The sequence below is a fragment of the Roseovarius nubinhibens ISM genome (genome assembly GCF_000152625.1).
Lineage (GTDB): Bacteria > Pseudomonadota > Alphaproteobacteria > Rhodobacterales > Rhodobacteraceae > Roseovarius > Roseovarius nubinhibens.
In genome coordinates this window covers 842,463-856,991 of record NZ_CH724156.1, presented here as the reverse complement: position 1 = coordinate 856,991, position 14,529 = coordinate 842,463, and the positions used below count along the sequence as shown (strand labels likewise).

Genomic DNA, 14,529 nt, shown 5'->3' with positions numbered 1-14,529 from the left:
GGCTTTGACATCCTGCGGCGCAGCAGGCGTGTGAAAGGGATGAGAATGCAGAGCTTTGAGATGCTGATCAATGGGGCGTGGGTCGCGGCCGGGGATGGCGCGAGTTTCGATACGGTCTCGCCCGCCGATGGCAAGGTCTGGGCCAAGATCCCTGAAGCCACGGAAGAGGATGTCGACCGGGCGGTGCGCGCTGCCCACGCCGCCTGTTACGAGGGGCCGTGGTCGCGGATGACACCGACGGAGCGGGGCCATTGTCTGCGCCGTCTGGCGGAGCTCTTGAAGGACAACGCCGAGCGGCTCGGCGAGATCGAGACCCGCGACACCGGCAAGATGTTCAAGGAAACCCGCTGGCAGGCGAATTACATCGCCGAGTTCTTTCACTTCTATGCGGGCTGTGCCGACAAGATCCATGGCGACACGCTGCCCATCGACAAGCCGGATATGTTCGTCTTTACCCATCGCGAGCCGCTGGGTGTGATCGCGGCCATCGTGCCGTGGAATTCGCAGCTCTTCCTGACGGCGGTCAAGATCGGCCCGGCGCTGGCGGCGGGGAACACGGTGGTTCTCAAGGCGTCGGAACATGCCTCGGCGGCGATGCTGGAGTTCGGCAAGCTCATTGCCGAGGCGGGCATTCCGGATGGGGTGGTCAATATCGTCACCGGCCATGGCGAGCCTTGCGGTCGGGCGCTTACCTCGCATCCATTGGTGGCGCGGATTTCCTTTACCGGAGGGCCGGGGGCGGCGCGGCATGTGCTGATGAATTCGACCAAGAATTTCGCCGAAGTGTCGCTCGAGCTTGGCGGGAAATCGCCCTTTATCGTGTTCGAGGATGCCGACATCGAAAGCGCGGTCAATGGCTCGGTCGCGGGGATTTTCGGGGCCTCGGGGCAGAGCTGTGTCGCGGGCTCGCGGCTCATCGTGCATGAGGATGTGGCCGATGCGTTTCTCGCCCGGATGGTCGAGATCGCCCGCGCGGTCAAGATCGGTGATCCGATGGCGGAGGAGACCGAGATGGGGCCGCTCTGCACGCTTGGGCAGCTCGAGACGATCGAGCGCGAGGTGGCGCGAGCGGTCGAGGAAGGCGGTCGGGTGCTCTGTGGTGGCAAGCGGGCCGAGGCGGGCGAGATGTATTTCGAACCGACGATCATCGACTGTCCCTCGCCGGATCTGCATATCGTCGATACCGAGCTGTTCGGCCCGGTGCTGTCGGTCCTGCGGTTTCGCACGGAGGACGAGGCGCTGCGGCTGGCCAATGACACCGAGCATGGGCTGGCGGCGGGGATTTTCACGCGCGACGGGGCGCGGGCGCTGCGCATGTCGCGGGCGGTGCGGGCCGGGATCGTCTGGGTCAACACCTATCGGGCGATTTCGCCGGTGGCGGAGTTCGGCGGCATGAAGGGATCGGGCTATGGCCGCGAGAGCGGGTTTCAGGCGATGTATGATTACACCCGCCCCAAGACGGTGTGGATGAACGCCTCGTCCGAGCCGCTGGGCTCGATGTTCGTGGCGCGCTGATGCCTTGGGCGGGCGGCACCTATTACGAGGTGAGCGGGCCGGAGGGCGCGCCGGCGGTGGTGCTGATCCATGGTCTTGGCCTCACGGCGGCGGTGACATGGGAGGCGATTGGCGCGGCGCTGGCGCGGGAGTATCGGGTGATCCGCTATGATCTCAACGGTCATGGGCAGAGCGCCACGCCGCCGGGCGACGCGAGCCTCACGGCGCTGTCGGAGCAGGTGATTGCGCTGATGGATGCGCTTGGGGTGGCGCGGGCGGCGCTTGTGGGGTTTTCGCTCGGCGGGATGATCAACCGGCGGGTGGCGATGGATCATCCGGATCGGGTGCGCGGCCTCGGCATTCTCAATTCGCCGCATGAGCGGGGTGAGGAGTTGCAGGCGCGGGTCGAGGCGCAGGCGCAGGCGGCGGGCGAGGGCGGGCCCTTTGCCACCATCGATGCGGCGCTCGAGCGGTGGTTTCGGCCCGAGTTTCGCGCCGCGCAGCCCGAGAGCGTGGCGCGGGTGCGGGCGGCGGTGCTGGCCAATGATCCGGGGGATTATGCGGCGCATCGCTGGGTTCTGGCGCATGGGGTGCGCGAGCTGATCCGGCCCGTGCCGCCGATCATCTGTCCGGCGCTGGTGATGACGGGCGAGGAGGACAGCGGTTCGACCCCGGCGATGAGCCGGGCCATTGCGGCCGAGATCGAAGGCAGCGATTGTCAGATCCTGCCGGGGCAGAAACATCTCGGGCTGATCGAGGATCCGGAGAGTTTCATTGGGCCGCTGCGCGGGTTTCTGGGGCGGTTGCCGGACTAGCGGATAATTCCGACTATTTCATTTAGGTATTGAAGGCGGCGCCGAAATGTGGTGAGTCCGCTCGCAAGACCGAGCCAAGGGGGGCGCCTCTGAGCCAGGGACAGATAGAGTTTCTCTGCCACCCAGCCGGAGCCCCCTCGATGCGTATATCCCCGATCCTATCCGTTCTCAGCGCCGCGTTTCTCGCGCAGGCGGCGATTGCCGAAGAGGCGGTCAAGCCTGCTGACGAGAGCCTTGAGGGCAAGCTGTCGCTCGAGCTCAATGCGGCGCAATCCGGCGAGGGGGGCTGTATGCTCACCTTTGTGGTGATCAATGGCCATGACGCGGATATCGCGCGGGCGGTCTATGAGACGGTGCTCTTTGACAAGGCGGGGCAGGTGGATCGGCTCACGCTGTTTGATTTCGGGCAATTGCCGGCCAAGCGGCCGCGGGTGCGGCAGTTTTCGGTCTCGGGCACGCCCTGCGACGGGCTTGGGCAGATCCTGGTGAACGGGGCGCATGCCTGTGAGGCGGCGGCGCTCGACGAGGGGGCCTGTGAGGCGGGGCTCGAGGTGACGTCGCGGACCGAGATCGAGGTGCTGGGATGATCGAGCTTGTCAAATCCGCCGTGATGCAGGCCGCCGATCTGGGCGGGCCGGTCGTTTTGGTTCTCATTGCCACTTCCATCGCCACGGTTGCGGTGATCTTCTACAAGCTCTGGCAGTTTCTGCGGGCGGGCGTCGGGCGGCACAAGGCGCTGCGCGAGGCGGTGACGGCCTGGGACGCGGGCGACCGGGCGGCGGCGCGGGCGGCGCTGGGCCGGTCCAAGAGCTATCTCGCGCCGGTGATCGATATGGGGTTTTCGGGGCAGGCCGATGATCTCGACCGGTTGCGCAGCGAGGCCGAGGCGCGGTTTGCCCGGCTTGAGCGGGGCTTTCGCTTTCTCGATACGGTGTCGCAGCTGGCGCCGCTTCTGGGGCTGTTTGGCACGGTTCTCGGCATGATCCAGGCGTTTCAGGCGTTGCAGGAGGCGGGGTCGCAGGTCGATCCGTCGATCCTGGCCGGGGGCATCTGGGTGGCGCTTTTGACCACGGCGGTGGGGCTTGCGGTGGCGATGCCCACGTCGATGGTGTTGAGCTGGTTCGAGAGCCGGATGGATGCGGAGCGGGTGATTGCGGATCACGCCATCCTGTCGGTGCTGCATCCGCAGGGGCGCGGGGTTTCGGCCGCGAGCGCAGAGATGCCCGTCGCGGGACAGGCGCGCCATGCGTAAACGGCAGGCACGGCGAAAGCTCTCGATGACGTCGCTCATCGATGTGATCTTTCTGTTGCTGCTGTTTTTCATGCTGAGTTCGACATTTTCCAAATTCGCCGAGGTCGAGCTGAGCGCGGCGGGCTCGGGCGCGGGGGCCGTACAGGGCGAGACCCGGCCGATGTTCCTGCGGCTCGGGGCCGAGGGGCTCAGCCTCAATGGGCGCGAGGTGGCGCTGGATGCTTTGCAAGATTTGGTGCGCGGCGAGATGCCGGAGGCGGGCGAACAGCCCTTACTGGTGAGCCTGCAGGACGGGGTCAATGCGCAGCGGCTTATTGACCTGCTGGGCGTGCTGCGCGGTGTCGGCAACCTGTCGGTCACGGTGTTGGGGGCGTCATGATCAAGCCACGGCAGAGATCGAAACGCGAGCCGACCATCGCGCTCATCAACATCGTTTTTCTGATGCTGGTGTTCTTCATGGTGGCGGGGACGTTGGCGCAGCCGCTCGATCCCGAGTTGAAGCTGGTGAAGACCGAAGAGCTCGACGGGATCGCGCCGCCCGATGCGCTGGTGGTTCATGCCGATGGGCGGCTGAGCTATCGCGGCGCGGATGTGGCCTCGGCGGAGGCCTATCTGTCGGCGCGTGAGGCCGAGGGCGAGGAGATCGCCGTGCGGCTGGTGCCGGACCGCGATCTTGACGCGGGCGCGCTGGTCACGCTCACGGCGGAGCTGCGCCGGGCGGGGGCCGCGCGGGTGCTGGTGGTGACGGAACGGGGGCTGCAATGATCGTGACGTCGAGATGGGCCAAGCTGATGGCCGGGGTGGCGGCGCTGGCGCTGCATGGCACGTTGGTCGTGGGGTTCGTGAGCGAGACGCCGGTGGAGGTGGAGAGCGGCGCCGGGGCGGCGGAGGCGCGGATCGGGTCGAGCTTTGCCGATATGGCGGCGGGGACGCTCAGCGCCGAGCCGGCTGAGGAGATGAGCAAGCCGGTGGAGCAGGCGGCGCTGGTGCCGCCCACGCCGGTCGAGACGCCGGTTGAGCAGCCGCAGGAGGTGCAAGAGCGTTCAGAGGAGCAGCCCGAGATGGCGCAGCCGGTGACCCCGGCGCTGACGCCGTCGCATGATCCGCAGCGGGCGACGGTCCTCACGCCTGCGCCGCAGATGGCCGCGCCGGTGCTGCCGCAAGAGACGGTCGAGGCGCAGGACGAGGTGGCGCCGCAAAGCTCGGTCCGGCCCAAGCAGCGGACCCGGGAAGAGCCGCCCAAGCCGCAAAAGACGGCCAAGACCCCCGCGCCGAAGACGCCCGTAAAGCAGGCGCCAAAGCCGCAGAAGAAGGCCGCGAGCGCGCCGCAGGGCAATGCCAAGCAGAACGCGCGGGCCGGATCGGCCACCGGGCGCGAAGGGGCCAAGGCGGCGCAGCAGGGCGTGGCGCAGGGGCAGAAGAACCGCGAGGCGGGCAATGCCCGGGCCAGCAATTACCCCGGTCAGGTGATGAAGAAATTGTCGCGCGTGTCGCGGCCCCGGGTCGGACGGCGCGGCACGGCCGTGGTGGCCTTTACCATCGCGCCCAATGGCAGGCTGGCGGCGGTGTCGATCGCGAAATCCTCGGGCCATGCCGAGCTCGACCGTGCGGCGCTGCGGGTGGTGCAGCGGGCGGCCCCGTTCCCGCCGCCCCCCCAGGGCGCGCGGCGCTCCTATTCGATCAACATCAAGGGCGGGTGAGCCGGTCGAGGGCCGGGTGCCGGGGCGTGTCTCAGCGATAGGCGGCGTTCGGAGGATGTGCGCTTGCCTGAGGCGGTTGGCGGGTTTGAGGGTGAATTGACCCTCAGCTTCGACGTTTTTAGCCGATGGAATGTCCCAAAACATCCCACCCTTCCCCCGCCTGCGTCCTATATTCGCGGAGGGTCGGAGGAAGATCGAATGACGACACGCGGGTATTGCCTATGTCAGAAAACAAGTTGGTCCTATGTGGGGGATCAAACATGGACCTGTTATTGCCATTGCGATGACTGCCGCCGGAACTGTGCCGCGCCGGTGGTTGCTTGGTTCGGTGTGCCGAAGAAGAGCTTTGAGTGGACAGGTGATACGCCTCGCACTTATGAAAGCTCGAAGGGCGTTTTCAGGCATTTTTGCGGGACATGCGGGTCGCCCATTGGGTTTGAAGCGGATCACTATCCGGGCGGTATGCATCTCTATGCCGCCTCGCTGGAACGCCCGGAGGATTTCAAGCCGACCTTTCACGTCAACAAGCAAAGCAAGTTGCCTTGGCTGCAAATGACGGATGATCTCGACGCGTTCGAAGGCACATTGCTTCACTCACCCAACGACCCGGACGGGTATCAGTAGTCGGGAGAGCGGCTGATTTTCCTTCAGGTTATAGCGTCTCGGGTTGCCCGCTGCGCAAAAAAGGCGCGGTCCGGGGACCGCGCCAGTTGGGACACATTCCTTGTCCGGCGTTTTGCCGGTTTGCTTCTGCTTAGAAGGTCTTGGCCAGCGTCAGCTTGACGTTGCGGCCGGTGGCGGCGCGGGTCGAGAGATGCGGCTGATATTGTTTATCGAAGAGGTTTTCGACACCGATGCGGAACTCGGTCCCGGCCCAGACACCGCTCTGCGGGGCGATGGTGGCGCGCAGGTTATTCGTCACATAGCCCGAGGAGCGCACGCCATTGACGGTGATGTCATCGGCGGCGACGGCTTCCCAGCTAAAGTCATAGGTTTCGCCGATCTTCTTGCCGAGGGTCAGGCGCGCGGAATTGGCGGCCAGATTGCGCCAGTCCTGTTCGATCTGGGCGGCGGTTGTTTCCGAGCCATCGGCGATGTTGAGATTGGCATCCATATAGAGGCCGTTTTCCAGCGCGTAGGAGGCCTCGATCTCGATGCCTTGGGTGTTGATCTCGTCCAGATCGGTAAAGACCGGGATACCGCCGACGATGGTCGTCGAGACGAAGGAGGTCACATCCCAGAGCTTGGTGTCATAGGCGTTGATCTTGAACGACAGGCTGTCACCCGCGCGGAAGGCATCGCGGCGCTCATAGGCGGCGCCGATCTCATAGGTGCGGGATTTCTCGCTCTGGGTCACGCGGGCGATATTGTCGAGATCGTCGATGGGCGGCAGGACCTCGGTATAGGCGGCGCTGCCGAAGACGGACCAGCCATTGCCGAAGGCATAGCGCAGCGACAGGCCGCCCATCAGCGCGTCATTGCTGTAGCGCCCGTCATTGGGGGCGGTCGAGCCCTGGATTGTCGAGCTTTCGTAGCGCAGGGCCGGGGTCACGGTCCAGGCCTCGCCGATCTGGATTTCATCCACCGCGAAGACCGCCCAGCGGTCATCTTCGCCGCCCGGGGCCGAGGAGGCGTTGAGCCGTTTGCGGTTGATGAGCTCGACCCCGGTGACGAGCGAATGGCCAAGCGCGCCGGTGTCGAAGCGGGCGCGGTTCTTGAGCGTCAGAGTGGTCGTTTCATACTGATGATCGGCGTCGAGCAGCGGGTTGCCCGGGATCACTGCGGTTTGAATGATTTCCTCATTGGCATAGGAGAGCTGCGCCGTGAGGTCGATCAGGTCATTGCCGAGCGGGTTGTAGCCATAGCGCAGCATGAAGGTTTCGCTGTTCACCTCGCGGTCGACATTGCCAAAGGTGGTGGTGCCGAAACTGTCGTAGGGCACGTCATATTCGGTGCTCTCGGTGCTGGTGTAGGAGGCGGTCAGGCTATGTTCGTCATTGTCGCCAAAGGTGAGCCGGGCCTTGGCGAGCCAGGAGGGATCGTCGACATCATTGGCGGCGGGGTTGATCAGATTGCCATCGCCATCGCTCTGGGTGCCGAGGGTGCGGCGGGTGTGGCTGAGCAGGAATTCGAGTTTTTCGGTGGGCTGCCAGGCGAGGATGCTCGAGGCGGTGAGGCCGGCGCCGTTGGATTGAAACTCGAAGGTCTGGCGATAGGCAAAGCCGGGGGTGCTGCCGGTGAAATCCGAGGCGTCCTTGGTTTCGAGCCGCACGACGCCGCCGACGACGCCCGAGCCATATTCAAACGAGCCGACGGTGCCCCGGATCACTTCGACCTCTTTGTAGAGGGCGGGATCGGTGAAGAGCTGATTGCCGATGCGGTAGAGCTCTTCGCTGCCGCGGGTGACGCCATCGACCTGAATGAGCACCTTTTGGTCGGTGCCATAGGTGCTGTTGGCGCCGTAGCCCCGGATGTTGATGCCCGAGCCCTGCGCCGTGGCGCCGTTGACGAGGGTCACGCCGGGGACGGAATCGATGAGTTCGGCCATGGTCCCGGCTTGCCGGTCGGCGATCTCGCGGCTGTCGATTTCGGTCACGGCGGTGGCGGTGTCGGTGGCCACTTCGCGTTTGCTCTTGCCAAGTGAAATGGTGCCGAGAAAACCGTCGTCCGCCTCTTGTGCGAGGGCGGGGGCGGCTGCGAGGATCAGGCTCAGCGCCGTGGTTCCCAAGAGTGTGTGTCGCGCATGTCGCGTCATGGTTTGTCCTTCCGTTGTGCCAGTGGGCGTTATTGGCCGAGTGGCTTGCGGAGGGCTTGCGCGGCGAGTTTTCAGAGGTGTGAGAAAAGGCTCTTGTGTGGCCTTAGTTTTTCAGACTAAAACTGTCAAGAATTATCCGGCAGCAAAATCGCCGGAAGCCACGTCGCGCCCCGAGACCCGGTGCGGTGCAGCCATGGACCCCCAATTTCCACGAGGTGAACATGGCTGATTTGATGCCGACCCCGACCCCTGAAGAGATCCGTGCCGCGCGTGCGGAGCATGCGAAACTGCGCGACCGCGATCTGGCGGCGCGGCTGGGCATCACCGAGGCGCGGCTCGTCGCGGCGGATTGCGGCGCGGGGGTGACCCGGATCGACCCGCATCCCGATGCGGTGATGGGGGCGGCCGGAGAGCTTGGCGAGGTGATGGCGCTGACCCGCAACGAGAGCTGTGTGCATGAGCGCGTCGGGCGCTATGAGAATTACCGGTCGGGCCAGCATGCCTCGATGGTTCTCGGCGACGAGATCGACATGCGGATGTTCCCGTCGCATTGGTGCCATGGGTTCATGGTCGAGCGCGAGAGCGATCTGGGGCTGCGGCGCAGCCTCCAGGTCTTTGATGCGGCCGGGGATGCGGTGCACAAGATCCATCTGCGCGACAGTTCGACTGTCGGGGCCTGGGATGGGCTCAAGGCGCGGCTGACACTGGCGGATCAGTCGCCGCAGATCGAGCTGGCGGCGCGCCAACCCACCGAGGTGGCAAAGTCTGAGCCGGCCAAGCTCGACATCCTGCGCAAGGAATGGGCGCGGATGACCGACACGCATCAGTTTCTGCGACTCACGTCTAAGCTGCGGATGAACCGGCTCGGGGCCTACCGGATTGCCGGTGCGCCATTTGTGCGGGCGCTGGCCCCCGAGGCGGTCGATGTGGCGCTGCAGGAGGTGTCGGAAGAGGGGTTTGAGGTGATGATCTTTGTCGGCAACCGGGGCTGTATCCAGATCCATTCCGGGCCGATCCAGACGCTCAAGCCCATGGGGCCGTGGCAGAATGTGATGGACCCGCGGTTCAACCTGCATCTGCGGCTCGACCATATTGCCGAGGTCTGGGCGGTGGACAAGCCGACGCAGCGCGGTCCGGCGGTGTCGCTTGAGGCGTTCGATGCCGAGGGCGGGCTCATCCTGCAGATCTTTGGCGTGGGCAAGGAAGGGCGGGACAGCCGTCCGGCCTGGCGCAGTCTCGTGTCGGGGCTGCCCGGTCTGGCCGAGGAGGTGGTATGATGCGCGGCAGGTTTACACGACGGGGCGCGTTGCTTGGGCTGACGGCGGCGGTGATTGGCCTCGGGGCCGGGCTGCGGGCAGAAGCTGCAGCAGAGGCTGCCTCAGATTCAGAGCGGATCGTGACGCTTGGCGGCACGGCAACCGAGATCGTCTATGCGCTGGGTGCGGGGGCGCGGCTGGTGGCAAGAGACACCACGTCGAACTATCCGCCCGAGGCGCTGAGCCTGCCGGATGTGGGCTATGTCCGGGCGTTGTCTGCAGAGGGGGTTCTGTCGATGGCCCCCGATCTCATCCTCGCCGAAGAGGGCGCGGGTCCGCCCGAGGTGGTGGCGTTGCTCAGGGCAGCGGATGTCGATTATATCGAGCTGCCCGAAGGGTTTAGCCGCGACATGACCGTGAAGCGGATCGAGATGGTCGGCGCGGTGCTGGGCCGTGAGGCGGAGGCCGAGGCGCTGGCGGGCGAGGTTCTGGCGACGCTGGACGCCGCTGCTGAGGCCGCGAAAGCGCAGGCCGGCGACGCGCCGAAACGGGTGCTTTTCGTGCTGTCGGCGCAAGGGGGGCGGATCATGGCGGGGGGCGATGAGACGGCGGCGAAGGCGGTGATCGAGCTGGCCGGTGGGGTCAACGCGGTGAGCGGGTTCAGTGGCTACAAGCCCTTGACCGATGAGGCGGTGAGCCTCGCGCGGCCGGATGTGATCCTCATGATGGATCGCGGCGGGGATCATGACATGGCGGCAAAAGAGCTTTTGGCGCTGCCGGCGTTTCAGCCGACGCCGGCTGCTGAGAGCGGCGCGGTGATCCGGATGGACGGGCTGCGTCTCCTGGGCTTTGGCCCGCGGGTTGGCGCGGCGGTGCGGGACCTCAATCACGCGCTCTACGGGGGCTAACGTCATGGTGGCGGCCACGGAAAATGGCATGATCCTCAACGGGTTGCGCCAATCACGGGCGCGCAGGGCGCATCTGTGGCTGGGCCTGTTGCTGCTCGGGTCCTGCCTTGCGAGCCTTGCCATCGGGGCCTCGGGCACGTCGCTCTGGCAGGGGGTCTGGCGGGCGCTGAGCGGCGCCGAGATCAGCCAGATGGAGCGGGTGATCTTGTGGGATATTCGTGCGCCGCGCACCGGGCTTGGCCTTTTGGTCGGGGCGGGGCTGGCGGTGTCGGGCACGGTGATGCAGGGGCTGTTTCGCAATCCGCTGGCCGATCCGGGCATCGTCGGCGTGAGCAGCGGCGCGGCCTTCGGGGCGGTGAGTGCCATCGTTTTGGGGGGGCTGCTTCCCGTCGGTATTGCGACGGTATTCGGTCAGTACCTTGTACCGGTCGCGGCCTGCCTCGGGAGCTGGGCGGCGGTGAGCCTTCTTTACGTGGTGGCGACCCGGGGCGGGCAGACCTCGGTGGCGACGATGCTCTTGGCCGGCATCGCGCTCGGGGCGCTGGCGGCGGCGGGGATGGGCCTGCTCATCTATATGGCCGATGACCAGCAGCTGCGCGACATCACTTTCTGGCAACTCGGGTCGCTCGGCGGTGCGAGCTGGGCCAAGCTCGGGGCGGTGGCGCCGCTGTTGATCCTGTCGGTGGCCGCTGCGCTCGGCCTCGGGCGGGCGCTCAACGCGCTGAGCCTTGGCGAGGCGACGGCGCTGCATCTCGGCATTCCGGTGCAGCGGATCAAGCGGCTCGCGGTGCTGACGGTGGCGGTGGCCACGGGCGCGGCGGTGGCGATGACCGGGGTGATCGGGTTCATCGGCATCGTGGTGCCGCATCTGCTGCGGCTGGCGACGGGGCCGGATCACGGGCCGCTGTTGATCAATGCGGCGCTTCTGGGCGCGGCGCTGCTCTTGTGGGCGGATGTGATCGCGCGGGTGGTGATCGGCCCGGCGGAATTGCCCATCGGGATCGTGACGGCGCTGATCGGCGCGCCGGTCTTCCTCTGGATCTTGCTGCGCAGTCGTGGGGTGATGGGGCTATGAGCGTCGAGGCACGGGAGATTGATGTCGAGATCGGCGGGCGGGGCTTGCTGCGCGCGGTGGGTCTCACGGCGCGGGCGGGCGAGGTCACGGCGATTGTCGGGCCGAACGGGTCGGGCAAGACGACGCTGATGCGGGTGCTGACCGGCGAGCTCAGGCCCGATGCGGGGCAGGTGCATCTTGGCGGCGAGCCGGTGGGGCCGGAGCACGCGGCGCGGATGGCGCAGCGGCGCGGGGTGTTGCCGCAGGCCTCGCATCTGGCCTTTCCCTTCACGGTGGATGAGGTGGTGCGCATCGGGTTGATGTCGGGGCTGTCGGCCGGTGATCCGGCGCTTGGGGCGCGGGCGCTGGCGGCGGTGGGGCTCTCGGGCTTTGGCGCGCGGCGCTATCAGGCGCTGTCGGGCGGCGAGCAGCAGCGGGTGCAATTGGCGCGGGTGCTCTGTCAGGTCTGGCAGCCGGTGCGGGCGGGGGCGGCCAATTGGCTCTTCCTCGACGAGCCGGTGGCGAGCCTCGATATCGGTCATCAGCTCAGCATCATGCAGGTGGCGCGCGACTATGCCGATGGCGGTGGCGGGGTGATCACGGTGATGCATGATCTCAACCTCACGGCGATGTTCGCGGATCGTGTGCTGTTGCTGGCGCGGGGCGAGGTGCGGGCCGAGGGGACGCCGGGCGAGGTGCTCTGTGATGAGGTGCTGAGCGCGGCCTATGGCTGTCGGCTCAGGCTCAACACGCCGCCGGTGGGCGCGGTGCCCTATCTCTTGCCACAGGCGGCGGGGGCCGGGGGGTAAATCTAGGGCTGGGCCTCGGTGGCGCGGGAGACTTCGCGCAGGAGCCAATCGGCGAGCGCGGTGGCGGCGCTGTCGGGGGTGGCGGTGGTGCGGGTCACGAGGAAATAGCCGTCGGTCTTCATCGTGCCGGGGCCGAAAGCCTGGACCAGCCCGCCCGCCCGCAATGTCGCGCCACCGAGGAACCAGTCGGACATGGCAAAGCCCGCGCCGCGCCGGGCAAAGGCCATGGCATCGTGATGCGAGCCTGCGTAGATGTCGCGGGAGGGGCGGAATTGTTCGAGCCCGCGATGGGCGAACCAATGCGCCCATGTCTCGCCATTGTCCTCATGGATGATCGTCGATTTGCGCAGGATCGCGGGGTCGAGCGGCAGCCCGCCACGGGCCAGTTCGGGGGCGCAGACCGGGAAGATCTCGGTCTGCATGAAGGGGGTCACGCGGAAGCCCGGAAAGACATGGGCGGAGAAGACGATGGCCATGTCCACATCGGCGGGCAGCAGGGTCATGGCGCGGTCGGAATAGCTCAGCCGGAGGGTGAGGTTGGGGTAGAGGTCGAGAAACTCGGCCAGTTTCGGATTGAGCCATTCCACCATGAGCGAGACCGGCACCGCCAGCGACACCTGACCGGCGTAGCGATCGGCGGTGAGCGACAGGGCGGTGGCGGAGATTTCGTCAAAGCCCGACTGGATGGATTGCAAGAGCCGTTCGCCCGCCGCGTTCAGTTCGATCCGCCGCCCGCGCCGGTCAAAGAGCGCGATGCCCAGGGCGGTTTCGAGGGCGCGGACCTGATGGCTCACCGCGCTTTGGGTCACGTTGAGCTCTGCGGCGGCACGGCCCATATGTTCGTGACGGGCGGCCGCCTCGAAGGTTTGCAGCGCGTTGAGCGAGACCCATTTGCGGCCGATTTTCATGGGGGATGCGCCCTGTGAGATGAGATGGATGCGCCTATTTGGGCATTTCTGTGCCTTTATCTCAAGCCCTTCTCATCAGGACTGGGGTGACCGCGCCCGGGGAGGCGCGGCCAGAGGATCAGGCGGCGTGCGAGAGCTCTTGGCGAACGCTCTGCGCCTGAGGTTTTTCGATCAGCGCGCCATGGAGGGCACGAATGGCGGGCTCCATATCAGCGCGGTCGAGGATGAATTGCACATCGACATTGCGTGGGCCCTGGGTGGCGCCGATGGCCTCGAGCCCGGCGGCGGCGATGGCCTGCAGCCCGCGGGTCAGCACCGAGAGGCCCGAGAGATCGCGGCCCACGGCGGCGACCAGCGACAGGCGGCGGGTGGTGATTTCGGCGGCGGGGTAGAGCGTTGCCAGATCCTTTTCCACGCGGCGCAGCGTTTTTAGCGAGCCGTCGAGATAATGGGTGATCGTGTTGGCGTTCGAGACCTTGGAGACGATGCGCACATTGTGCCGCGCCAGCACGTCGAGAATGGCCGCGTCATAGCCTTTGACGCCGACCATATCCTGTTCGAAGACCTCGAGGCTCACGATGTCGAGCCCGGTGACGATTTCGACGGCGGCGCTGTCGGCGGGCAGGTCGTCGATGAGCGTGCCGGGGTCGTCCGGTTCAAAGGCGTTGGTCACGCGCAGCGGCACGCCGGCCTGACGCAGGGTCTTGGCGGCCTTGGGGTGGATCGCCTCCATCCCGAGGTTGGAGAGCTGATCGGCGACGTCGTGATTGGTGCGGCCAAGCTTGCGCACGGCGTCAGGGCCGACGAGGTTGGGATCGCAGGAGGAGAGGTGAAACTCCTTGTGGATGATCGCCTCGCGGGCCTGTGTCAGGGCGGCGAGCCGCGAGAATGTGACCTCGGAATAGCCCCGGTCATATTCGCCCATCAGGCCTTCGGCGCATTGCGCATAGCCGGTGACAATGGGCATTTCGCTCGCAGGGTCGATGCCGGCAAAGGCGTCGCGGATGCGTTCGTCGAGCGAGACATTGCCTTCGTCGCGCCAGCCCGAGAGATCGACAAACCGGGCGTTCACCCCGGCGCGTTGCAGCAAAAGGGTGGTGGTGAAGGCGGAATGCGCCTCGCCCAGACCGGAGAGCAGTTCGCGGGTCTGGCCCATATGTTGATCGAGGCGGAAATGGCCATAGGCGCAGAGCCGTTGCAGGTCGATCAGGCAGCCGCGGGCGCCGTGGATGCGTTCGTCGACGAAACGGTCGGCCTCGAGCAGGTCGGCCTTGTGGTCGAGAATGGCGGCATGGGCCTCTTTCATGGCGTCCGCCACGCGGTCGAGCTGATCATGCCAGCGATGCGCGGTGTCGTCATTGGCGAAGGAGGCATAGACCCCCGGCTCGCCCGATTTCTTGTGCTCGAGCAGCAGGTTGGTGATGCCGCCAAAGGCCGAGACCACGAAGACGCGGTTGTAGAGATCGGCGGGTTTGCGGGTGCCGATGAGCAGCGTGTCGCGCAGCTCGCGGAGGCGGGACATGGAGGTCCCGCCGATTTTCTCGACCGTGTGGGTCTGTCGTGTCGTGTCGGTCATCT

General features: G+C 66.2%; 15 protein-coding genes. 12 read left to right on the top strand and 3 right to left on the bottom strand.

The annotated features are described in order from the left end of the window. Positions 1 to 45 precede the first annotated feature (45 nt). From ISM_RS04225 to ISM_RS17890, 8 genes are all read left to right on the top strand, one after another. A complete protein-coding gene (locus ISM_RS04225) occupies positions 46 to 1,515 on the top strand; it encodes an aldehyde dehydrogenase (RefSeq protein ID WP_009812879.1) in 1,470 nt (489 codons plus the stop codon). After that, the gene (locus tag ISM_RS04220; RefSeq protein WP_009812878.1) at positions 1,515 to 2,309 is read left to right on the top strand and encodes an alpha/beta fold hydrolase; all 795 of its coding nucleotides are present in this window, start codon (positions 1,515 to 1,517) and stop codon (positions 2,307 to 2,309) included. Before ISM_RS04225 ends, ISM_RS04220 begins: the two co-directional genes overlap by 1 nt. Before the next feature lie 140 nt (positions 2,310 to 2,449). Next, positions 2,450 to 2,896 (top strand): hypothetical protein, encoded by a 447-nt coding sequence (locus ISM_RS04215; RefSeq protein WP_009812877.1) that lies wholly within the window; start codon positions 2,450 to 2,452, stop codon positions 2,894 to 2,896. Continuing rightward, a complete protein-coding gene (locus ISM_RS04210) occupies positions 2,893 to 3,561 on the top strand; it encodes a MotA/TolQ/ExbB proton channel family protein (protein ID WP_009812876.1) in 669 nt (222 codons plus the stop codon). Before ISM_RS04215 ends, ISM_RS04210 begins: the two co-directional genes overlap by 4 nt. Continuing rightward, the gene (locus tag ISM_RS04205) at positions 3,554 to 3,940 is read left to right on the top strand and encodes an ExbD/TolR family protein (protein ID WP_009812875.1); all 387 of its coding nucleotides are present in this window, start codon (positions 3,554 to 3,556) and stop codon (positions 3,938 to 3,940) included. The genes ISM_RS04210 and ISM_RS04205 overlap by 8 nt, the downstream gene beginning before the upstream one ends. Further along, entirely contained in the window at positions 3,937 to 4,326 is a 390-nt protein-coding gene (locus tag ISM_RS04200; protein WP_009812874.1) for an ExbD/TolR family protein, read from the top strand. Before ISM_RS04205 ends, ISM_RS04200 begins: the two co-directional genes overlap by 4 nt. Further along, on the top strand, positions 4,323 to 5,261 hold the full coding sequence (locus ISM_RS04195; protein WP_009812873.1) for an energy transducer TonB: 939 nt from the start codon (positions 4,323 to 4,325) through the stop codon (positions 5,259 to 5,261). Before ISM_RS04200 ends, ISM_RS04195 begins: the two co-directional genes overlap by 4 nt. A 198-nt stretch (positions 5,262 to 5,459) precedes the next feature. Then, positions 5,460 to 5,885 (top strand): GFA family protein, encoded by a 426-nt coding sequence (locus ISM_RS17890; RefSeq protein ID WP_083780896.1) that lies wholly within the window; start codon positions 5,460 to 5,462, stop codon positions 5,883 to 5,885. Positions 5,886 to 6,015: 130 nt separating this feature from the next. On the opposite strand, the gene ISM_RS04190 is transcribed toward ISM_RS17890, so the two are convergent. Continuing rightward, entirely contained in the window at positions 6,016 to 8,016 is a 2,001-nt protein-coding gene (locus ISM_RS04190; RefSeq protein WP_050754107.1) for a TonB-dependent receptor domain-containing protein, read from the bottom strand. Between the two features lie 221 nt (positions 8,017 to 8,237). On the opposite strand from ISM_RS04190, the gene ISM_RS04185 reads away from it, so the two are divergent. Genes ISM_RS04185 through ISM_RS04170 form a run of 4 tightly spaced genes read left to right on the top strand, consistent with a single transcriptional unit; the run spans position 8,238 to position 12,043 of the window. Next, positions 8,238 to 9,293, top strand: coding sequence for a hemin-degrading factor (locus ISM_RS04185; protein WP_009812870.1), 1,056 nt, complete (start codon positions 8,238 to 8,240; stop codon positions 9,291 to 9,293). Beyond that, positions 9,293 to 10,180: a heme/hemin ABC transporter substrate-binding protein gene (locus ISM_RS04180; RefSeq protein ID WP_156783309.1), complete on the top strand. Its 888-nt coding sequence runs from the start codon at positions 9,293 to 9,295 to the stop codon at positions 10,178 to 10,180. Before ISM_RS04185 ends, ISM_RS04180 begins: the two co-directional genes overlap by 1 nt. A 4-nt stretch (positions 10,181 to 10,184) precedes the next feature. Beyond that, positions 10,185 to 11,255, top strand: a complete 1,071-nt coding sequence (locus tag ISM_RS04175; protein ID WP_009812868.1) for a FecCD family ABC transporter permease — start codon at positions 10,185 to 10,187, stop codon at positions 11,253 to 11,255. After that, positions 11,252 to 12,043 carry a heme ABC transporter ATP-binding protein gene (locus tag ISM_RS04170; RefSeq protein ID WP_009812867.1) on the top strand — a complete coding sequence of 264 codons (792 nt, stop codon included), beginning with the start codon at positions 11,252 to 11,254 and terminating at the stop codon, positions 12,041 to 12,043. Before ISM_RS04175 ends, ISM_RS04170 begins: the two co-directional genes overlap by 4 nt. A gap of 2 nt (positions 12,044 to 12,045) precedes the next feature. Here the strand turns inward: ISM_RS04170 and ISM_RS04165 are convergent, their stop codons facing one another. Continuing rightward, positions 12,046 to 12,951 (bottom strand): LysR substrate-binding domain-containing protein, encoded by a 906-nt coding sequence (locus tag ISM_RS04165; RefSeq protein ID WP_009812866.1) that lies wholly within the window; start codon positions 12,949 to 12,951, stop codon positions 12,046 to 12,048. Positions 12,952 to 13,069: 118 nt separating this feature from the next. After that, a complete protein-coding gene (locus ISM_RS04160; RefSeq protein WP_009812865.1) occupies positions 13,070 to 14,527 on the bottom strand; it encodes an aspartate kinase in 1,458 nt (485 codons plus the stop codon). Positions 14,528 to 14,529 lie beyond the last annotated feature (2 nt).